19 protein-coding genes are annotated in these 19,758 nt (G+C 67.5%); 7 read left to right on the top strand and 12 right to left on the bottom strand.

What is annotated here, in order from left to right; all coding sequences use genetic code 11:
* The 9 genes from GEV07_27240 to GEV07_27200 form a co-directional block, all read right to left on the bottom strand.
* Window positions 1–433 (bottom strand): hypothetical protein (locus GEV07_27240; protein MQA06256.1); only part of this gene is annotated, 433 nt, incomplete at its 3' end.
* Window positions 434–454: 21 nt separating this feature from the next.
* A complete protein-coding gene (locus GEV07_27235; GenBank protein ID MQA06255.1) occupies window positions 455–916 on the bottom strand; it encodes an NUDIX domain-containing protein in 462 nt (153 codons plus the stop codon).
* A 12-nt stretch (window positions 917–928) separates the two neighbouring features.
* On the bottom strand, window positions 929–1,702 hold the full coding sequence (locus GEV07_27230) for a TSUP family transporter (GenBank protein MQA06254.1): 774 nt from the start codon (window positions 1,700–1,702) through the stop codon (window positions 929–931).
* Window positions 1,703–1,709: 7 nt separating this feature from the next.
* Window positions 1,710–2,972 (bottom strand): Rieske 2Fe-2S domain-containing protein, encoded by a 1,263-nt coding sequence (locus tag GEV07_27225; protein MQA06253.1) that lies wholly within the window; start codon window positions 2,970–2,972, stop codon window positions 1,710–1,712.
* Window positions 2,972–3,868 (bottom strand): 3-methyl-2-oxobutanoate hydroxymethyltransferase, encoded by an 897-nt coding sequence (locus tag GEV07_27220; protein MQA06252.1) that lies wholly within the window; start codon window positions 3,866–3,868, stop codon window positions 2,972–2,974. The genes GEV07_27225 and GEV07_27220 overlap by 1 nt, the downstream gene beginning before the upstream one ends.
* A gap of 51 nt (window positions 3,869–3,919) precedes the next feature.
* Window positions 3,920–5,239, bottom strand: coding sequence for an MFS transporter (locus tag GEV07_27215; protein MQA06251.1), 1,320 nt, complete (start codon window positions 5,237–5,239; stop codon window positions 3,920–3,922).
* A gap of 45 nt (window positions 5,240–5,284) precedes the next feature.
* A complete protein-coding gene (locus GEV07_27210; protein ID MQA06250.1) occupies window positions 5,285–5,650 on the bottom strand; it encodes a Rieske 2Fe-2S domain-containing protein in 366 nt (121 codons plus the stop codon).
* Between the two features lie 40 nt (window positions 5,651–5,690).
* A complete protein-coding gene (locus GEV07_27205) occupies window positions 5,691–6,794 on the bottom strand; it encodes an amidohydrolase family protein (protein ID MQA06249.1) in 1,104 nt (367 codons plus the stop codon).
* A gap of 157 nt (window positions 6,795–6,951) precedes the next feature.
* The gene (locus tag GEV07_27200) at window positions 6,952–7,896 is read right to left on the bottom strand and encodes a LysR family transcriptional regulator (protein MQA06248.1); all 945 of its coding nucleotides are present in this window, start codon (window positions 7,894–7,896) and stop codon (window positions 6,952–6,954) included.
* 128 nt (window positions 7,897–8,024) lie between these two features.
* On the opposite strand from GEV07_27200, the gene GEV07_27195 reads away from it, so the two are divergent.
* Together GEV07_27195 and GEV07_27190 are read left to right on the top strand one after the other, a co-directional pair.
* A complete protein-coding gene (locus GEV07_27195; GenBank protein ID MQA06247.1) occupies window positions 8,025–9,035 on the top strand; it encodes a LysR family transcriptional regulator in 1,011 nt (336 codons plus the stop codon).
* Between the two features lie 143 nt (window positions 9,036–9,178).
* A complete protein-coding gene (locus GEV07_27190) occupies window positions 9,179–10,876 on the top strand; it encodes a formate--tetrahydrofolate ligase (GenBank protein ID MQA06246.1) in 1,698 nt (565 codons plus the stop codon).
* Window positions 10,877–10,991: 115 nt separating this feature from the next.
* On the opposite strand, the gene GEV07_27185 is transcribed toward GEV07_27190, so the two are convergent.
* Window positions 10,992–12,386 (bottom strand): aspartate aminotransferase family protein, encoded by a 1,395-nt coding sequence (locus GEV07_27185; GenBank protein ID MQA06245.1) that lies wholly within the window; start codon window positions 12,384–12,386, stop codon window positions 10,992–10,994.
* A gap of 157 nt (window positions 12,387–12,543) precedes the next feature.
* Here GEV07_27185 and potA point away from each other — a divergent pair, with 157 nt between their 5' ends.
* From potA to GEV07_27160, 5 genes are all read left to right on the top strand, one after another.
* A complete protein-coding gene (gene potA, locus GEV07_27180; GenBank protein ID MQA06244.1) occupies window positions 12,544–13,716 on the top strand; it encodes a polyamine ABC transporter ATP-binding protein in 1,173 nt (390 codons plus the stop codon).
* Entirely contained in the window at window positions 13,713–14,939 is a 1,227-nt protein-coding gene (locus GEV07_27175) for an extracellular solute-binding protein (GenBank protein ID MQA06243.1), read from the top strand. Before potA ends, GEV07_27175 begins: the two co-directional genes overlap by 4 nt.
* A gap of 106 nt (window positions 14,940–15,045) precedes the next feature.
* On the top strand, window positions 15,046–15,831 hold the full coding sequence (locus GEV07_27170) for an ABC transporter permease subunit (protein MQA06242.1): 786 nt from the start codon (window positions 15,046–15,048) through the stop codon (window positions 15,829–15,831).
* Window positions 15,828–16,655 carry an ABC transporter permease subunit gene (locus tag GEV07_27165; protein MQA06241.1) on the top strand — a complete coding sequence of 276 codons (828 nt, stop codon included), beginning with the start codon at window positions 15,828–15,830 and terminating at the stop codon, window positions 16,653–16,655. The genes GEV07_27170 and GEV07_27165 overlap by 4 nt, the downstream gene beginning before the upstream one ends.
* Window positions 16,656–18,053, top strand: a complete 1,398-nt coding sequence (locus GEV07_27160; protein ID MQA06240.1) for an FAD-dependent oxidoreductase — start codon at window positions 16,656–16,658, stop codon at window positions 18,051–18,053. It begins immediately after the preceding gene.
* A 10-nt stretch (window positions 18,054–18,063) separates the two neighbouring features.
* On the opposite strand, the gene speB is transcribed toward GEV07_27160, so the two are convergent.
* Together speB and GEV07_27150 are read right to left on the bottom strand one after the other, a co-directional pair.
* On the bottom strand, window positions 18,064–19,077 hold the full coding sequence (gene speB, locus GEV07_27155; GenBank protein ID MQA06239.1) for an agmatinase: 1,014 nt from the start codon (window positions 19,075–19,077) through the stop codon (window positions 18,064–18,066).
* Between the two features lie 2 nt (window positions 19,078–19,079).
* Complete coding sequence (locus GEV07_27150) at window positions 19,080–19,628, bottom strand: AsnC family transcriptional regulator (GenBank protein ID MQA06238.1); 549 nt, start codon at window positions 19,626–19,628, stop codon at window positions 19,080–19,082.
* Window positions 19,629–19,758 lie beyond the last annotated feature (130 nt).

Below are 19,758 nucleotides of genomic sequence, written 5' to 3'. Positions count from 1 at the left end.
CTAGGATCCGCAGCTCGTCCACCAACCCCTGTTCCAGCAGTGTCACGGTGAGTCCCGAGCTCCCGAAGATCGCGACGTCACCGGTGGCCTCGGTCCGGAGCCGAGCGACGTCGGCGTGCAGGTCGGTGCCGTCCGTGACGCGTGTGCCCTCCCAGGGCGTGACCTGCGCGCTGCTGGTCACACCGTCTTGGGCACGGCGTTCATGAAGGCCGTGACCTCGGGCATCTCCTCCGCGGACCGGGCCGAGGTCCAGACGTCGGCGAAGTGCTCGTAGGTGCGCCGGCCGAGCAGCAGGGCCCCACCTCGCGGGTCTGCCGCAGGTTCCAGTCGAAGAACTCCTCGTCGTAGCGTCCCCAGCCCAACTCCCCGTCAGGCCCCTCGTGGTAGCCGTCGAGGGAGCAGAACAGGAACGCGAACACCTGCTGCGGCGCATCGGAGCTCGTACGGGTACTCATCACGGTGCCACCTTAGCCCGGCCGACGGCCGGTCGTTCCTGGTGCAGTCGGAGGCCTTGGTCGACGAGGCTGCCGCGGTTCAGCTCGGGTACGGCCGTCAGCTCGAACCACTCGGCCCGGTCGGTGCTGCCGCCCACCTCGTGCCGTAGCTCACCGCCGACGATGTGCGTCGCGTAGTAGATCCGCACCGCGTGCACGTCCAGCGGCGGCTGCTCCTCGGTGACCCGCAGCGAGTCGACGCCGAGCAGCTGGTCGACCGCACACTCGTAGCCGGTCTCCTCGGTGACCTCGCGCAGCACCGCGTCGACCGGGTCCTCGCCGTGGTCGAGGCCACCGCCGGGCAGCGTCCACTTCTTGTCGAACCTGTCGACGAACCTGGCCAGCAGCACGTGTCCGTCGCGGATCACGATGGCGTAGGCGGCGACCCGCACCCGCCGCACCCCGTCGATGTCGGCACCCATGCCTGCATGGTCTCAGGTCAGGGTGGTGAGCAGGCTGGTGGCGCCGGCCAGCCAGACGACGCCGATGAGGACGTAGCGGAACCCCGCGGTGGAGATCCGGCGCGCGCTCCAGCTGCCGGCGAGGTTGCCGGCGACGGCGGCCGGGAGCAGCAGCAGGCCAAGGGTGAGGAAGCCGAGGTCGGCGGCGCCCGCCGAGATGCCGACGACGATAGCGACGGCGTAGCTGGCCAGGTTGAACGTCGCCATGGCCAGCCGGCTCTCCTGTACGGGCCAGCGCTGCAGCGACGCGAGCAGCGCAGGCGGTGGGCCGCCCATGCTCGTGCTGCCGTTGAGGAAGCCGCCGAGGAGCGCGGCGGCGGCGACCGCGGGGCGCTCGCGCCGGATCGGTGGCGGTAACCGCAGCATCCAGCCGGTGGCGACCACGATGGCGGTGACGGCGATCACGATGGTGAGCGCCCCGGCCGCGATCTGGGTGAGGACGAAGACACCCACCGGCGTGCCGACGAACGCGCCGACGAGCAGCGGACCGCCGTGCCGCACGCGATGCCTGCCCCGCGCCTCGATCAGCACGACCGCGCACAGCACCGTGCCGAGCAGCAGTGCGAGGAACACCACGTCGTGGGGGTTCGGTACGACGAGCACGAACAGCGGCGTGAAGACGATCGCGAACCCGAGCCCGGTGAGCCCGTGGACGTAGCCGGCGGCCAACGCCAGCGGCGCGCCGACCAGCAGCCGCAGCCCGGACACCTCGGCCGGCAGGGCCATGCCGAGCACTGAGCCGCTCATGCGGGCGTCACCGGCTGGTGTGCTCGGTCGCCTGCGCGGCGCGTACCTCGATCCAGCCGTCGCGCACCCGGACGTCGAGCGGGGGCTGCGGGAACGTCGCGGGACCCCGTACCACGGCTCCGTCGGTGAGACGGAAACGCGAGTAGTGCCACGGACAGCTGACTATCCCTTCACAGACCTTGCCCAGCGAGAGCGGTGCCCCGGCGTGGCTGCACGTCGCCACGATAGCGGAGATGCGGTCGTCGGCGCCGCGATGCAGCAGTACGCTCAGGTCGCCCGCCTCCGTCGGCAGGCTCGCCCCGGGTGCCAGCTCGCTGTCCTGCACGGTACGCGTCCAGCCGTCGGACGCCGGCGTCCAGTTGGTGTGGTCGACCATCGCGCCGCGCCCGAGCACGAGATGGCCGCCGAGGTACGCAGCGCCCAGGGTGGTCGCGATGCTCACCACGGAGAGCACGATGGTCAGCGCACCCAGCCCGGCGAAGTACGCGACGGACGAGCCGATCTGCACCAGTAGGGCACCGGTCATCAGCAGCCCGTGCAGCAGCCCCACCCGGCGCTCGTGCCCGTCCGAGACCGACCAGTCGGCGGTGCCGGTCGCCGCCGCGGCCACGGCACTCGCACTGCCGAGGATGCTCAGCAGCACACCGGGTTCGCCGTAGCCGAACGCGTACAGCAACAGCGATCCCGCCCACAGCCCGATCGGCAGGTCACTCAGCGCCGGGTGGAGTGCGTGGCCGAGCGGCTTCCCGTGCAGCAGGTCGAACAGGCCGGCCAGCTTCGCACGCACCGGCGTGACCACCCGTTGCAGCGACCTGGCGAGCCGTTCCAGCCAGCCGAACGAGTCGATCGGGTCGATCAGACGGCTGTGCAGGTTGCGGTGCGGCCGCGCCGGGTGCACGGTGCCCTCGTCCTCGGGCGGCTCGGCCGCAGTGGTCGCCGACCGGCCGGGCGTGGTGCCGACGAGCACCTTGCCGTCGACCACCTGCACCGGATAGCACTGCGTCGACCGGTCTGCGGGTGGGCCGAGCACGTCGCCCGACGTCACGTCGAACGCGCTGTAGTGCAGCGGGCAGTAGACCACGTTGCCCATCAACGCGCCCTCATCGAGGTACGCGTGCTCGTGGGTGCAGACCGCGTCGATAGCGTGGTACTGCCCGTCCACGAAGGCGAGCAGTACCCTGCTACCGGCGACGTCGACACGCTTCATCTGGCCGTCCGCGAGGTCACTCGCGTCGACCTCGACGAACTCTGCCGTGTCGTGGTCAGTCATCAGGCACTCGCGGCGTGCCGCGGCGAACCGTCCATCAGCTCGAGGAACTTCTTCCGCTCGTCCTCGGGCATCTGCACCGTGTGCTCGGGCCCCGGGTAGACACGCTCCTTCACTTCGTCCCTGTACTTGGTGAAGACGTCCTCGAACACCGGGATGATGTCGAAGTAGATCTTCGAGTGCCGTGGCGTGTGTTCCTCGTACATGTGGAACAGGTCGCTGGTGATGATGTGCACGCCGTCGCCGTTGTTGCCCGCACCGAGCGAGATGACCGGCACCGGCAGGGTCTCCGCGAGGTACTGGGTGACCTCGTCGGTCACGACCTCGCAGAGGATGGAGAAGCAGCCGGCGTCGACCATCGCCCACGCGTCGTCGACGAGCTCCTTCGCCCGGTCCGCGGTCTTGCCCTGTGCCTTGAAGCCACCGAGCTGTGCCATCCGCATCGGGGTGACGCCGATGTGGCCCTGTACGGGGATGCCGGCCTGCACGATCGCCTCGATGGCGGGTGCGTGCGACTGGTTGCCCTCGCACTTCATCACCTCGGCGCCGGCCTCGTGTACGAACCGGCCGGCGTTCTCGACGGCCTGCTGCTTCGAGACGTGGAAGCTCCAGTACGGCATGTCCACCATGCGCATGCCGTACTTCGAACCACGCTGTACGGCCTTGGCCATGCTCATCACCTCGTCGAACGTGACGGACGTGGTGTCCGGGTGCCCGAAGAGGATCATGCCGCCGGTGTCGGAGACGCAGAGGATGTCGATGTCGCCGAGCCGGTCCGCGACCACCGCGGACCGATAGTCGTAGATGGCCATCTGGACGATCGGGTCACCGGCGTTCATCTTCGCCACGAGCGACGGGATGGTCACCTTCTTCCGTCGCTGCTCGGTCGTACTGGCCATGCTGGGTCAGCTCCCCTCAGTGGTGACTGGTCTTTGTTGCAGAAACGGCGGTCATGCCGGCTCCGGGGCAATGTCTTCGAGCTCCCGGTTACGCGTCTCGGGCCCCATCGCGTAACCGATGATCGTGAGGACCCACAGCCCGGTGAAGGCCAGATAGGGAATGGTCGGGCCGTAGGTCTCGATCCCCCACCCGACGAGGAACGGCGCGAAGATCGACATGATCCTGCCGCCGCCGACCGAGATGCCGAAGCCAGTGCCACGCAGCCGGGTCGGGAACAGCTCGGAGATGTAGGTGTCGCCGACACCCCACAGCCAGCCGAGCATGGCGATCGAGATGCCGCCGAAGACGAGGTACGTGCCCAGCGACTCGCTGGTGGCCCCGGCCACGATCGCCCCCATCATGATGACCGCACCGAGGATCGCGGAGAACCTTCTGCCGACCAGGTCGGCCAGCCCGGTGCCGATGTAGCAGAAGAAGAACTGCACGACGTAGAACAGCATCGCGTAGAGGATGGCTTCTGCAGCAGTGACACCGAACTTCTCGACCATGAACGTGGTCAAGAAGACCGTCATCCCCCAGTAGCCCACCGCGTTCGCCGTGTAGACCAACCAGCCGATCACGATCCGCTTCTTCGCGCCAGGGATCTGCCAGAGCTTCGGTCGCTTCTGTGCGCCTTCGCGCTTGTCCTCGACCTGTCGCTGCAGCTTCTCCACGGTGTACCGCACCGACTCCTGGAGGAACCGCCGCATCACGAAGATGATGAGGGCAGGTGCGATGGCGAAGATGAACGCGAGCTCCCAGCCCCAGATCGGCACGACGACGAGTGCAACCCCGCCGGCGAGCACGTACCCGAGTGAGTAGAGCGAGAACATGATCCCGCCGGTGCCGAGTGCACGCACCTTCTTCGGCCACATCTCCGCGGTGTACGGCGCGCCGACGGCCAGCTCGCCCGCGCCGCCGACCCCGGTGAGGAACCGCAGGCTGGTGAAGAGCGCGATGTTCTTGGTGAGTCCGCCGAGCATCGTCGTGATCCCGTACATGAGGATCGAGACACCGAGCGTGTCCTTGCGTCCCCACTTGTCTGCGGCGATACCGAAGCCGATCGTGCCGACCGTGTAGCCGACCAGGAAGATCGAACCGATGATCCCCGCTACGTTCAGGGTCATGCCCATGCTCTCCCTGATCGAGGGGAGCACGATGCTGTAGATGTTCACTGCATACGAGTCGAAGCCGTACCCCATGCCCGCGGCCAGCGCGACGAGCAGCGCCTGCTTGAACGGGACACGTGTCTTCTCGTCGGTCTCGGACCCTTCGGTGCCGAGACTGCTTGTCGTCCCCCCGCTTTGGGCGTCGTCGAAAGGTTTCGCCATTGAAGCCTCAGCCCCTTCCGGGCGTTCGTTCCTAGTCGCAGCCGCTCAACCCGGCCGCCCTAGTTCTACGACGATGTCGTCGCCGTCCTCGCGTGCGGTGAACGTCGCGAGACACCGGCTCTCGTCGAACACCGCACGGCCGGTCCTGATGTCGTACTCGTAGCCGTGCCAGGGGCATTTCAGGATGTCGCGCGCCAGCTCGGCGACGTACTTCCCGACGTCGTCGGTGGTGGCGTGGTGGTCGTAGAGCGGCCCCTTGTCCAGCGGCCCGCCCTGATGCAGGCACTTGGCCGCGAGGGCGTGCAGGCTGCCGTCGCGGGCACGGATGACCGCCACGCGGATCGGGCCGAGCTGTGCTCCCGTGACACAGCCTGGTTGGAGTTCGTCTTTCCTGCAGACCACTTGCTTCACGCCGCTTCCCTTTCGCGCTCGCTGACCTCTGCCCGTGCCGTCACGCTTGCCTGAAGGCCGGCATCTTCGGGTAGAGAGACCGGGCGTTCTCGTAGAAGATCTTGTGGCGCAACGACTCCGGCAGGTCGCCGGGCAGTGCCTCCCACGGCGAGTCGAAGTCCCAGTGCGGGTAGTCGGTGGCGAAGCAGAACAACTCGTCGGACCCGACCGAGTCGATGAGCCGCAGGAACGACTCCGTGGTCATCTCCTCGAGCGGCTGGGTGGAGAAGCGGAAGTGCTCCCTGATGATGTCGCTGGGCATCCGCTTCACCCACGGCACCTCGGAACGCAGCTGCTTGTACTGCTGGTCGGCGCGCATCATCACGTGCGGCACGTACGTGACGCCGCCTTCGATCATGATCACCTTGAGCTGCGGGTACTTGTCGAAGACGCCGTTGAAGATGAAGCTCACCATCTGCGACATGAAGACCTGTGAGATCAGCGTGTGCCACTCGATGTAGTAGCGGTGGAAGCCGAGCGCCGTCGGCGCGTTCTCGCTGTGGTGGATACCGATCGGCAGGTTGTTCCGTACGGCTGCCTCGTAGATCGGGTGGTAGTAGGGATCGCCGAACGGCCGGTCCGCGATGTACATGGCCACCTGCACGACCTCCGGGTGGGAGCCGACCCGGTCGATCTCGCGCGCGGCGGTCACCGGGTCGTGTGCGTTGACGTGCACCGACCCGAGCAGCCGGCTGTCGCGCTCCACCCAGTTCTCGATCTGCCAGTCGTTGTACGCGGACATCAGGCCGGTCTTGAACTCCGGCCAACCCGGTGCGAGCCCGGAGGCGTCGAGCCAACCGGTGAGGACGGCGTAGTCCATGTTGTACTCGTCGAGCAGCTGCTCCCTGAGCAGGCCGTAGTCGGAGCCGCCCGGGCTCCCGTCCGGCAGTTTCGCGTCCACCCGGTCGAGTCCGCCGGCGGCGTACTGCGCGAACGGCAACACGCGGTCCGGTTGCCACTCGAAATCGGTGATGTACTTGTGCCATATCGGGTCGAGGTATGGGAGCAGGGCGTGCAAATTCGCGCGCTCGTGTACGTCGGTGTCAACGAGGTGGAATTCCCGGCCGCTTTCACCAGCAGCCGGCGTGGACACGACCTGTGTCATGGTGTTCCTCCACTGGCACAAATAGGGCGCGATGCGCGTTACGGCCGGAACTATGCCAGCGCTGGGAATGCCTCGGTAGCCGTCGACTGGCGATGAGCTCATAAGCGCTCGTTCGGAACGCCGTCTCACCATGTGAAATCGTGCCCAACGTCGTCGGTCATCGGCGGTTGGCGTGATACCGCCGGGGCGCCGGTGGAGGTGCGGCAACACCGAGTTGCTCTTGAAGAGTGGCGACGTACGCGATGAGCGCGTCGATGGTGGTGGTGACCCTGGTGAGCCCGAGCGACTCGCGCCTCGCCACCAGCCACATGGTGCGCCTGGCGGAGACCTCGTCCGGCAGGATGGGCACGAGGTCGGAGCGGTCCATCACCAGGAAGCGTGGCAGGAAGCCGATTCCCCCGTGTGCGGTGACCAGGCGGAGCTGTGCGAAAACGTTGGAACTGCGGATCACCGGACGGGTGGGCACCACGTGCGTCTGGAAGATGTCGAGCTCTGGTACTTCCAGCAACGACTCCACGTACCAAACGAGTGCATGGTCGGCGAGGTCGTCGCGCGTGCGTACCGGAGGATGCGTCGCGACGTACTCCGGTGTCGCATAGAGTCCCATCAGGTAGTCCGTGAGGTGACGCACTACGAGCTGCCGTGACTTGGCACGCTCCAGCGTCACCGCCACGTCGTAGTCGCGCGAGGTGACGTCGAACCGGCGCGTCGCCGTCGTCAGCTCGATCTCCAGCTGCGGGTGCGTACGGCGCAGCTCGACGAGCGCGTCCGGGATGATCGTGCCGCCGATCCCGTCCGGTGCGGCAATACGAACGGTGCCACCGAGACTGCTGCTGCGCGCGTTGTGGCCCAGCTGGCTCACCGCGTGAAGTGTCGACTCGACTACCTCCGCGTACCTGAGCAGCTCCTCGCCGTCGTCGGTGACGTGCCAGCCCCTCGTCGTGCGGTCCACCAGCCGCTTGCCCACCGTCCGTTCCAGTGCAGTGATGCGCCGTGACACGGTGGTGTGGTCGACGTCGAGACGTCGCGCTGCGTCGACAAGACGCCCGGTTCTGGCGAGCTCCAGGAGGTAGAGCAGGTCGTCAGCGCGCGGTGCCGTCATGGAGACAGTTTGGTCAGTTGTGCGTTTCTGCACAACGGGTGTGCTCAAATACTCCCGCTTCACCCTTCCGGTCCGCGCGTGGCAGATGTTTGACTCAGGTCAACAGCACGTCACGAGGGCGAGACGTCATGGTGCTACCAGCAGGTCAGTTAGAGCTCGCCGATCTCGACCTGCTGCTTTCCGTGCAGCGGCTGGGCAGTCTGGGCAAGGCGGCCCGCGAGCACGGAGTGTCACAGCCCGCGGCGAGCTCGCGGATCCAAGCCCTCGAACGGCGTCTCGGCCTGCGTCTGCTCGAGCGATCCCCTTCGGGTTCGCGGCTGACACCTGCGGGGGCGATGGTCGCCACCTGGGGTCGACGGGTGGTCGACGCTGCTGCGGAGCTGCTCAGCGGTTGTGCGGCATTGCGGGACGCTGCCGACAGGTGGCTACGGATCGCGGCGAACTCCACCACCGCGGACTACCTGATGCCGTCGTGGCTCGCCGAGCTGCGCAGTCGACAGACCGGCCTCACCGTCGAACTGCGGATGGGCAACTCGCACGAGGTCGTGCAGCAGGTACGTGCGGGAACGGTCGACGTGGGGTTCGTGGACGACCCGTGTCCACATGCTGGACTGGTGGAACAGGTCATCGCGGAGGACGAGCTGGGCGTGTTCGTCGCGCCCACGCACCCGTGGGCGGGATACCGCCGACCGGTGACACCGGACGAGCTCGCCGGTGAGATCACGATCGTCAGGGAACGCGGTTCCGGCACCAGGGAGACCGTCGACCGCGTGCTCGGCGAGCTGTGCGACGGTGAGCCGCATCTGGAGCTGTCGTCGACGACCGCCATCAAGGAAGCGGTGGCCGCCGGCGGGGGCGCGGCCGTGATCAGCCACGTGGCTGTGCGGCACGAGCTGCGTAACCACGAGCTGGTCGCGGTTCCCGTCGTGGACGTCGACCTGACCATCCGGTTGCGTGCGGTGTGGCGCAGGAACGTAGAGCTCCCCGATGCGGCGCTCGCCCTGGTGAAGCTGGCGATGGACGAGATGTCGGCGTCGTGCCCGGTAGGCATGTCGCGGATCGGTTGCCGCAGTGACCAACCGAGGAATGGCGCCGGGCGTGATTTCCGCCATCTGCGCCCGGCGGCACCGGCGTCGTGATGCCGCTGATTTCCGACCATGGAATTCCTGTGTTTTTCCTGTCATAAGACCGGGCGATGACGTAATCGCCAATTGGTCGCTAGCGGCTGCAAAACCGTCCTGCCACGCTGTGCTTGCAAATTGACGCGTTCGGAGGAGCTGCTATGACAGTACCCAGCAACCTGGAGATCGCCCGGCAAGCAGCGCTGAAACCGGTCGAGGACATCGCAGGCGAGCTGGGACTGGGTCCGCACCTGCTCGACCCGTACGGCCGCGACGTCATGAAGGTGGACCTGGAGGCCATCGACGAGCTGGCCGGCAGGCCCAAGGCGAAGTACGTCGTCGTGAGCGCGATGACGCCCACCCCGCTCGGCGAGGGCAAGACGACCACCACCGTCGGTCTCGGCCAGGGGCTGAACCGGATCGGCCATAAGGCGATCGTGACCATCAGGCAGGCGTCGATGGGGCCCGCGCTCGGGATCAAAGGGGGAGCGGCTGGCGGCGGGTACAGCCAGGTCGTGCCGATGGAGAAGCTCAACCTGCACTTCACCGGCGACATGCACGCCGTCACGGCGGCGCACAACCAGCTGTCCGCGATGCTCGACAGCCATCTCTTCCACGGCAACAAGCTCGGCCTCGACCCGCAGCGGATCACCTGGCGGCGCGTGCTCGACGTGAACGACCGGGCGCTGCGCAACATCGTCGTGGGACTTGGCAACCGGATGGACGGTGTGCCACGGCAGAGCGGCTTCGACATCACCGCGGCGTCCGAGGTGATGGCGATCCTCGCGCTCGCCATATCGATGGACGACCTGCGGGCCAGGCTCGGCCGGATCGTCGTCGGCTACACCAGCGAGGGCGAGCCGGTGACGGCGGAACAGCTGCGCGGCGCGGGCGTGATGGCCGTGTTGCTGCGCGAGGCGCTCAAGCCGAACCTGGTGCAGACGCTGGAGAACACACCTGCACTTGTGCACTGCGGGCCGTTCGGCAACATCGCGACCGGCAACTCGTCGATCGTCGCCGACCTGATCGCGTTGCGCGCGGGGGAGTACGTGGTGACCGAGGCGGGGTTCGGTGCGGACATGGGCGCCGAGCGGTTCTTCAACATCAAGTGCCGGGCGTCGGGGGAGCGTCCGGACGCCGCGGTGATCGTCGCGACCGTACGTGCGCTCAAGGTGCACTCGGGCAACTACCGGATCGTGCCGGGCAAGCCACTGCCCGCCGACCTGCTCGCGGAGAACCCGGACGAGGTCGCGGCGGGCGCGGCGAACCTGCGCAAGCAGATCGAGAACATCCGGCTGCACGGGGTGTCGCCGGTCGTCGCGATCAACGCGTTCCCCAGCGACCACGAGTCGGAGTACGCGGTGATCCGCCAGGTGGCCGAGGAGGCCGGTGCCCGGTTCGCCGTCTCCGAGCACTTCGCGACCGGCGGAGCCGGGGCCGAGGAGCTCGCCGCGGCGGTCGTCGAGGCGGCGGAGGAGGAGTCGCAGTTCCAGCTGCTCTACCCGGACGAGGCGACGCTGCGGGAGAAGATCGAGCGGGTGGCGACCGGCGTGTACGGTGCCGCGGACGTGGAGTACTCCCCGCAGGCGGCGCGGGACCTCGAGATGTACGAGCGGGCCGGGTTCGGGGACCTGCCGGTGTGCATGGCGAAGACGCATCTCTCGCTGGCCGCCGACCCCGGCCTGCGCGGCGCGCCGACCGGTTGGACGCTCCCGGTTCGGGAGGTGCGTGCGTCCGTGGGTGCCGGTTTCGTCTACCCGATCTGCGGCGACATGCGCACCATGCCCGGCCTGGGTGCCGAGCCCGCGGCCGTCGGCATCGATCTGGACGCCCAGGGCCAGACCGTCGGTCTCTTCTAGGCGCCCACCGCCGCGGGCACGCCAGCCTGCGGCAGCGGCGGGGCGGCCGCCCGGATCCTTCTGTCGTTGACCACCGGGCGGCCGCAACCCGCCGACTGCGGGGGTCTGGCCGCGGTCAGAGGCGCTGCTGGGCCTCGGTGAGTACGTTGCGGAGGATGGAGGCGATCTCGTCGAAGTGCTCCTGGCCGCAGATCAGCGGCGGGGAGAGCTGGATGACGGGTTCGCCGCGGTCGTCGGCGCGGCACACCAGGCCGGACTCGAACAGCTTGGGTGACAGGAAGCCGCGGATCAGCCGCTCGCACTCCTCGTCGCTGAACGTCTCCTTGGTCGCCTTGTCCTTCACCAGCTCGATGCCGTAGAAGTACCCGGCGCCGCGGACGTCACCGACCATGTCCAGGTCGCGCAGCCCCTCGAGTGCCTGCCGGAACGACGCCTCGTTGTTCCGGACGTTGCCGAGCAGGTCCTCCTTCTCGAACACGTCGAGGTTGGCCAGCGCCACCGCCGTCGAGACCGGGTGGCCGGCGAACGTGACGCCGTGCAGGAACGTCGCATTGCCCGTGCTGAACGGCTCCATCAGCCGCCTGCTGGCGATCATGCCGCCGAGCGGGGAGTAGCCGGAGGTGATGCCCTTGGCGAACGTGATGATGTCGGGCTGGTAGCCGTAGCGCTCCGAGCCGAAGTAGTAGCCGAGTCGGCCGAACGCGCAGATGACCTCGTCTGAGACGAGCAGCACACCGTACTTGTCGCAGATCTCCCTGACCCGCTCGAAGTAGCCGGGCGGCGGTGGGAAGCAGCCGCCGGAGTTCTGTACCGGCTCGAGGTAGACGGCGGCGACCGAGGTCGGGCCCTCGCGGACGATGGCCCGCTCGATCTCGTCGGCGGCCCAGCGGCCGAACGCCTCCAGGTCGTCGCCGTGCTCCTCCGCACGGTAGAAGTTCGTGTTCGGCACCTTCACCCCGCCGGGGGCGAGCGGTTCGAAGGGTTCCTTGATGTCGGCGAGCCCGGTGATCGACAGCGCGCCCATGCTGGTGCCGTGGTACGCCACGCTCCGGCTGAGCACCTTGTAGCGGCTGTGCTCACCGACCAGCTTGAAGTACTGCTTGGCCAGCTTCCACGCGGACTCGACGGCCTCGCTCCCGCTGGTGGTGAAGAAGACGTGGTCGAGGTCGCCGGGCGCGAGGTCGGCGAGCCGCTCGGCCAGCTCGACCGCGCTCGGGTGTGCGTACGACCAGATGGGGAAGTAGGCCAGCTGCGCGGCCTGCCGGCCGGCGGCCTCGGCCAGCTCGCGGCGGCCGTGCCCGACCTGACTCACGAACAGCCCGGCGAGGCCGTCCAGGTACCGCTTGCCGTGCTGGTCGTAGACGTACGGGCCCTCGCCGCGGACGATGACGGGCACCTCGTGGTCGGCGTACGACGACATCCGGGTGAAGTGCATCCACAGGTGCTGCCTGGCGGCGTCGCTCGCGGTAGCTGCCTGCTCACCACGCGGCTCGGAAGTGTCGTAGCCCATCGCGTTCTCCAATCGTTGAACCCCACTGTCATGCTGACAGGAACCCACGGAATGTCAAGATTCCGTTGAAAAGTGAGTCGGATACAACGGAATCCCTTGTCAGCTCGCCGAGCCTGTGTCATCGTCTCTGCACAGCGTTCGCCAGGAGGGATTCCGCATGATCGAGACGCGGACTGCCGCGGAGCCCAGCGACCTGCCGGGAACACACGGTGAGCAGGCCGTGCCGGCAATCCAGCTCGCCGGAGTCACCAAGGAGTTCTCCTCGCGCGACGGTGACGTGGCCGCCGTCCGTGGCGTCGACCTGACCATGCCCGAGGGGGCGTTCTTCTCCCTGCTCGGGCCGTCCGGCTGCGGCAAGACCACGACGCTGCGGATGATCGCCGGGTTCGAGGAGCCGACCGCCGGACAGGTCTTCCTGCACGGTCGGGACGTGACGCAGGTGCCGGCTAACCGTCGCGACGTGAACATGGTGTTCCAGAGCTACGCGCTCTTCCCGCACATGAGCATCTTCGACAACGTCGCCTTCGGGCTGCGGCGAAAGAACGTACCGCGCGACGAGATCCGCAGCAGGGTCGGCGAGATGCTGGACATCGTCGACCTCACCGGCCGGGAGCAGCGCCGGCCGCGCGAGCTGTCCGGCGGCCAGCAGCAGCGGGTGGCGCTTGCCCGTGCGCTGGTCAACGGGCCGCGGGCGCTGCTGCTCGATGAACCGCTCGGCGCCCTCGACCTGAAGCTGCGCCAGGCCATGCAGGTCGAGCTGAAGCGGATCCAGCGCGAGACCAAGGTGACGTTCGTCTACGTCACGCACGACCAGGGCGAGGCGCTCACCATGAGCGACCAGATCGCCGTCATGAACGACGGCCTGGTCGAGCAGCTCGGCACGCCGGCGGAGATCTACGAGTACCCGGCCACGAAGTTCGTGGCCGGGTTCATCGGTACCTCCAACCTGCTCGACGGCACTGCGCAGCAGGTGACCGGCGAGCTCGCCACCGTGTCGTACGGCGACGAGCAGCTGACGGTCGCGCTGCCCGCCGGCCGGTCCGCGGTGGCCGGTGACCGGCTCGAGCTGACCGTAAGGCCGGAGAAGATCGAGATCTCCACGCAGCCGGTGACCGCTTCGAGCGACCTCTGCGTGCTACGGGGGACGGTGGCCGAGGTGGTCTACCTGGGCACCTCGACCAACTACTCGGTCACCACACGGGCGGGCGACGAGGTCGTCGTCTTCCAGCAGAACGCGTCGTCGGCGCAGACGGCCGCCGACCGTGGTGACGACGTCTGGTTGTCCTGGCACTCCCGCCACTCGTACGCGATTGGAAGTACCGAATCATGAGCGAGCACGACATCGATCCAGCGCTGCTGCGTGGCCTCACCACGCGCCGCGGAGTCTTCCGGCTCGCCGGCCTCGCCGGCGCCGGTTTCGCTCTCGCCGCGTGTGGCGTCGAAGGCAAGAAAGCGGCGAAGCCGAAGAAGGACGACGTACAGAAGTTCTGGTCCGGCAAGAAGGAGAACGGCAGCCTGGTCTTCGCCAACTGGCCGTACTACATGGACCCGAAGCGGCCCGAGCTGAAGCAGTTCAGCAAGGAGACGGGTACGAAGGTGGCCTACAAGGAGGTCATCCAGGACAACGCGTCGTTCTACGCGAAGGTGCGGCCGCAGCTGGCGGCGGACCAGTCGATCGGTTACGACATCATCGTCATGACCAACGGCACCCAGTTCAGCCAGATGGTCGACCTCGGGTTCCTCGCGCCGCTCGACCACGACCGGTTGCCGAACTTCGCGAAGCACGCGGGGGAGAAGTACAAGGAACAGTCGTTCGACCCTGGCAACGTATACAGCGTGCCGTGGGCGAGTGGCTTCACCGGGCTGATCTACAACGCGAAGTACATCGACGAAGAGATCACCAGCATCCAGGAGCTGTGGAACCCGAAGTACAAGGGCAAGGTCGGCATGTTGTCCGACACCCAGGAGATCGGTGCCTACGGCATGATCGCCACCGGCGCCGACCCGGAGAAGTCCACCAAGGCCGACTGGGAGAAGGCGGCGGCGAAGCTCAAGGAGCAGCGCGACAAGGGCATCGTGCGCAAGTACTACGACCAGGCGTACATCGACGCCGTGGGCAAGGGTGACGTCTGGCTCACCATGGGGTGGTCGGGCGACGTGTTCCAGCGCAACCTGGAAGGCGGCGACCTGCGGTTCGTGATCCCCGAAGAGGGCGGCATCATCTGGACCGACAACATGGTGATCCCCACGACGGCGAAGAACCCCGTCGACGCGATCACCCTGATGGACTACTTCTACCAGCCGGAGATCGCCGGCAGCCTCGCGGAGTACATCAACTACATCACTCCGGTGCCGAAGGCGCAGGGCGTCATCGAAAAGGACGCGGCGGAGGCCAAGGGCGAGGACAAGGAGGTCCTCGAGATGGTGGCCGAGAGCCCGCTGGTCTTCCCCACCGCCGAGGACTACGCGAACACCAGCTCGTACCGGGTCTTCAAGAACTCCGCGGAGAAGAAGGAGTACGAGTCGATCTTCCAGCCCATCGTCACGTCGTGACCCGACTGGAGGTGATGGCCAGGTGAGCAAGCCGAAGTTGTTCCGGGCGCTGACGCCGTACGCACTTGCACTGCCCGGCGGGCTGTGGTTGGCGATCTTCTTCATCATGCCGATGTTCGTCATGCTGTCGCTCTCGCTGCAGCAGGGCGACGTGGTAGAGGGCTACCGCCTCACCTGGCACTGGCAGACGTACATCGAGGGAATCCGTACCTACGACGAGCAGATCATCCGCTCGCTGGGTTACGGGCTCGCCGCCTGCCTGCTGCAGCTGGCGATCGGTTACCCGATGGCGTACTGGATCGCCTTCCATGGTGGTTCGCGCAAGTCGAGTTACCTGTTCCTGCTCCTGCTGCCGTTCTTCGTGTCCTTCGTGCTGCGGACGATCTCCTGGCACTTCGTGCTCGCCGACGACGGCATCGTGCTCGGCACGCTGAAGGGCTTCGGCCTGCTGCCCGAGGACTTCCACGTGCTGGCGACGACCGGTGCCGTGATCGGCGGGCTCGCGTACAACTTCCTGCCGTTCATGGTGCTGCCGTTGTACGTCGCGCTCGAACGCATCGACCCCGCGCTCATCGAGGCGTCGTACGACCTCTACGCGAGCCGGGTGCAGGCGTTCCTGCGGGTGATCTTCCCGCTGTCGTTGCCCGGTGCGTTCGCCGGCGTACTGATGACGTTCGTGCCCGCGTCGTCGGACTACGTGAACTCGTCGGTGCTCGGCGGCACGCACAACACGATGATCGGCAACGTGATCCAGAACCAGTACCTGGTGGCACAGGACTACCCGATCGCTGCTGCACTGTCCTTCACCCTGATGGCGTTGCTGCTCGTCGGCATCTTCCTGTACGCCAGGGCGCTCGGCACCGAGGATGTGTTGGAGGCGTCCGCCCGATGACGACGCTGAGTGGAACCGAGCCGGCCACCAAGCGGCGGCCCCGTCGCCTGACGGGTTCCCGGTTGCTGCACATCCACACCTGGTTGGTGATCGGTTGGCTGTGCCTGCCGATCGCCGTGATGATCCTGTTCGGCTTCAACGACACGAAGAGCAGGTTCAACACCACGTGGCAGGGGTTCACGTTCAAGTGGTACGGCAGGCTGTTCGAGATCGAGGACCTGACCAAGGCGCTGGGCAACTCACTGCTGATCGGTCTGCTCACCACGCTGATCGCAGGCATGCTCGGCACGCTGATCGGCATCGCGCTCGGCCGGTACCGGTTCCGTGGTCAGGGCGCGTTGAACGTGGTGCTGTTCGCGGCGATCTCCTGCGCCGAGATCGTGATCGGTGCCGCGTTGCTGTCGCTGTTCATCACGATGAACGTGCCGCTGGGGTTCTGGACCATCCTGGTCGCGCACGTGATGTTCTGCATCCCGTTCGTGTCACTGACGGTGAGAGCCCGGGTGCTGACGCTGGATCCGGCGCTCGAGGAGGCGGCCCGCGATCTCGGTGCCGGCACCTGGACGACGTTCCGCCTGGTCACCCTCCCGATGATCTTCCCCGCGGTGCTGTCCGGCGGGCTGCTCGCGTTCGCGCTTTCGATCGACGACTTCATCATCACCAACTTCACTGCGGGTAGCACGATCACGTTCCCGTTGTGGATCTGGGGATCGACGAAGGCCGGCAGTCCGCCGCAGGTTAATGTGATGGGTACGTTGATCTTCGTGGCAGGGGTGGCACTCGCGGTGCTGAATGCGTTGTACGCCCGACGTCGGCGGGCCTGAATGCCCGATCTCGATGACGCGTTCGCGGGCGCCGTCGCCGTCCCGTTCTGGCTGGACGACCCCGACGCGCCCGAACCGCAGCCCGCGCTGACCGGCACCGGCGAGGCCGACCTGGTCGTCGTCGGCGGTGGCTTCACCGGGTTGTGGACGGCGTTGCTGGCCAAGGAGCGCGACCCCGCGCGCGACGTCGTGCTGCTCGAGGGCAGGACCATCGGCTGGGCGGCGTCCGGCAGGAACGGCGGCTTCTGCTCGGCGAGCCTCACCCACGGGCTGGGCAACGGAATGGCGCACTTCCCCGACGAGCTGGTGACGCTCGAGCGGCTCGGCAACGAGAACCTCGACGAGATCGAGCAGACCGTCGGCAAGTACGGCATCGACTGCGCGTTCGAACGTACCGGCGAGGTCTCTGTCGCCACCCAGCCGTGGCAGGTCGACGAGCTCGCCGAGGGTGCCGACGAGCTGCGCCGCTTCGGGCACGACGCGGAGCTCTTCGACCGCGACCAGATGCGTGCAGAGGTCGACTCGCCGACCTACCTAGCCGGGGTGTGGCACCGCGACGGCACGGCGATGCTCAACCCGGCCAGGTTGGCATGGGGCTTGCGCGACGCGTGTCTGCGGCTCGGCGTACGCATCCACGAGCACAGCAGGGTGCGGGGCGTGCACAGCGTCGGTGGCCGGCTGCGGGTCGACACCTCGCGCGGCGCGCTCACGACCGACGCGGTCGCGCTAGGCACCGGCGTCTTCACGCCGCTGCTGCGCCGGCTGCGGCACTTCCTGCTGCCGGTGTACGACTACGCGATCGTCACCGAACCGCTCACCGACGCACAGCTGTCGAGCGTCGGGTGGCACAACAGGCAGGGCCTGGCGGACAGCGGTAACCAGTTCCACTACTACCGGCTCACCTCGGACAACCGGATCCTGTGGGGCGGTTACGACGCGATCTACCACTTCGGCAACCGGGTGCGTACGTCGCTGCAGCAGCGCTCGGCGACGTTCGAGCGGCTGGCGATGCACTTCTACCAGACGTTCCCGCAACTGAGCCGGGTCGGGTTCACGCACACCTGGGGCGGTGTCATCGATACCTGCAGCAGGTTCTGCGCGTTCTTCGGCACCGCCCACGCCGGCCGGCTCGCGTACGCGGCCGGCTTCACCGGCCTCGGCGTCGGCGCGACGAGGTTCGCGGCGAACGTCATGCTCGACCAGCTCTCGGGTGCGGAGACCGAACGCACCCGGCTGCAGCTGGTGCGTAGCAAGCCGGTCCCGTTCCCGCCGGAGCCGTTGCGCTACGGCGTCGTGCAGCTGACCCGGTGGTCGCTCGCGCGAGCAGACAACCGCCAGGGCCGCCGCAATGTCTGGCTGCGTGCCCTGGACAAGTTCGGCGTCGGCTTCGACTCCTGACGCCTGCGCGTCAGCGGTCGTCGAGCAGCGGCTGGCGCGGGTCCCAGGTGGTGCCTTCCGCGGCGTCGCGGCGGCGCCTGGCGATGGCGCACAGCGACTCGAGCACCACCCGGTTGGCGAGGAACGAGGTCAGCTCGGCGTTGTCGTACGGCGGTGACACCTCGACCACGTCGACGCCGACGACCGGCAGTTCGTAACAGATCCTGCGTACCGCGTCGAGCAGCTGCCGGGAGCTGAGGCCGCCGGGCTCGGGGGTGCCGGTGCCGGGCGCGTGCGCGGGGTCGCAGACGTCGACGTCCACGGAGAGGAACACGCCGTCGCACTCGTCGGTGGCGATCGCGAACGACTCCGTGAGGCAGTCCTCCAGGCCGCGCGCGACGATCTCCGTCATCTCGTAGCTGCGCATCCGCTGGTCGGCCATCCAGGAGAGGGTCTCCGGCTCCGGCCAGTAGCCGCGCAGGCCGACCTGCAGGAACCGGTCGCCGCGTACCGCTCCCGACTCGATCAGCCTGCGCATCGGCTGGCCGTGCCCGACCAGCGAGCCGAACGTGATGTCACCGGTGTCGGCGTGCGCGTCGAAGTGGATCAGCGAGACGCGTCCCTCGCCGAGGTGTTGTGCGACGCCCGCGGCGTCCGGCCAGGTGATGGTGTGGTCGCCGCCGAGCATCAGCGGGATGGCGCCGGTGCGCGCGATCGCGTAGACGGCCTGCTGCAGGTCGCGTACCGAGCGCTCGGCATCGCCGGAGTACATCTCCACGTCGCCGGCGTCGTAGACGCGTAGGTCGCGCAGGCCGTCGGTGCGCAGCGCCAGCGACGGCCGGGAACCATCGTGCGGCAGGTAGCAGGTCTGCCGGATGTACTGCGGACCGAACCGTGCGCCTGGCCGGTGGGACGTGCCGCCGTCGAACGGGGCGCCGAGGATCACCACATCGGCGTCGGCGTAGGTTGCCGGGTCCGCCCAGTCGCAGCTGTCCACGCCGAGGAACGTGATATCGGGTCCGAATTGTGGGCCGTATCGCGCCATGGCTAAGGAGTTCCCCAGGCGTAGGTCTGCTTGCGCAGCTTGAGGTACATGAACGTCTCGGTGTCGCGCACTTCGGGGACGGACCTGATGTGGTCGTTCACCAGCGCGAGGAGGTGGTCGTCGTCGTAGCAGACGAGCTCGACGAGCAGGTCGAACGACCCTGCGGTGACGACGACGTAGTCGATCTCTGGGATGGCGGCGAGCTGGTCGGCGAGCTTGCGCACGTTGCCGTGCGCCCTGATGCCCACCATCGCCTGCCGCGCGAAGCCGAGGGTCAGCGGATCGGTGACGGCGACGATCTGCATCACGCCGTTCTCGATCAGCCGCTGCACGCGTTGCCGTACCGCGGCCTCGGACTTCCCGACCTCCTTGGCGAGGGCCGCGTAGGAACGGCGGCCGTCTTGCTGGAGCGCCTCGACGAGTGCCTTGTCGACGGGGTCCAGGTCGGCCTTGGACGACCCCTCCACCGGGCGCCGCCAGGCCCCCGCCTGCGCGCTGTTGGTGTCGGCGGCATCCTCGCGCGCCGCCTTGGTCGGTCTCACGGCGGACATTCTTCCCCGCTTCGCCCGGGTAGGGACGTGGACACGCCCTGGTCTACTGATTCCGTCGTTAACGTAGCACAATTCAACGGAATTAACAGCCGACTGTCGCCATGCGTATAGGTATCGGCGGTCTCTCTAG

This window comes from Streptosporangiales bacterium (assembly GCA_009379825.1).
Classification (GTDB): Bacteria; Actinomycetota; Actinomycetes; order Streptosporangiales; family WHST01; genus WHST01.
This window is presented reverse-complemented; position numbering and strand designations above follow the sequence as displayed.

Excerpts from the sequence above, each read along its gene's own strand:
- GEV07_27235 (MQA06255.1), bottom strand. The coding sequence starts at position 916 with ATGGGTGCCGACATCGACGGGGTGCGGCGGGTGCGGGTCGCCGCCTAC.
- GEV07_27230 (MQA06254.1), bottom strand. The coding sequence starts at position 1,702 with ATGAGCGGCTCAGTGCTCGGCATGGCCCTGCCGGCCGAGGTGTCCGGG.
- GEV07_27225 (MQA06253.1), bottom strand. The coding sequence starts at position 2,972 with ATGACTGACCACGACACGGCAGAGTTCGTCGAGGTCGACGCGAGTGAC.
- GEV07_27220 (MQA06252.1), bottom strand. The coding sequence starts at position 3,868 with ATGGCCAGTACGACCGAGCAGCGACGGAAGAAGGTGACCATCCCGTCG.
- GEV07_27215 (MQA06251.1), bottom strand. The coding sequence starts at position 5,239 with ATGGCGAAACCTTTCGACGACGCCCAAAGCGGGGGGACGACAAGCAGT.
- GEV07_27205 (MQA06249.1), bottom strand. The coding sequence starts at position 6,794 with ATGACACAGGTCGTGTCCACGCCGGCTGCTGGTGAAAGCGGCCGGGAA.
- GEV07_27200 (MQA06248.1), bottom strand. The coding sequence starts at position 7,896 with ATGACGGCACCGCGCGCTGACGACCTGCTCTACCTCCTGGAGCTCGCC.
- GEV07_27195 (MQA06247.1), top strand. The coding sequence starts at position 8,025 with ATGGTGCTACCAGCAGGTCAGTTAGAGCTCGCCGATCTCGACCTGCTG.
- GEV07_27190 (MQA06246.1), top strand. The coding sequence starts at position 9,179 with ATGACAGTACCCAGCAACCTGGAGATCGCCCGGCAAGCAGCGCTGAAA.
- GEV07_27185 (MQA06245.1), bottom strand. The coding sequence starts at position 12,386 with ATGGGCTACGACACTTCCGAGCCGCGTGGTGAGCAGGCAGCTACCGCG.
- potA (MQA06244.1), top strand. The coding sequence starts at position 12,544 with ATGATCGAGACGCGGACTGCCGCGGAGCCCAGCGACCTGCCGGGAACA.
- GEV07_27175 (MQA06243.1), top strand. The coding sequence starts at position 13,713 with ATGAGCGAGCACGACATCGATCCAGCGCTGCTGCGTGGCCTCACCACG.
- GEV07_27170 (MQA06242.1), top strand. The coding sequence starts at position 15,046 with ATGCCGATGTTCGTCATGCTGTCGCTCTCGCTGCAGCAGGGCGACGTG.
- GEV07_27165 (MQA06241.1), top strand. The coding sequence starts at position 15,828 with ATGACGACGCTGAGTGGAACCGAGCCGGCCACCAAGCGGCGGCCCCGT.
- GEV07_27160 (MQA06240.1), top strand. The coding sequence starts at position 16,656 with ATGCCCGATCTCGATGACGCGTTCGCGGGCGCCGTCGCCGTCCCGTTC.
- speB (MQA06239.1), bottom strand. The coding sequence starts at position 19,077 with ATGGCGCGATACGGCCCACAATTCGGACCCGATATCACGTTCCTCGGC.
- GEV07_27150 (MQA06238.1), bottom strand. The coding sequence starts at position 19,628 with ATGTCCGCCGTGAGACCGACCAAGGCGGCGCGCGAGGATGCCGCCGAC.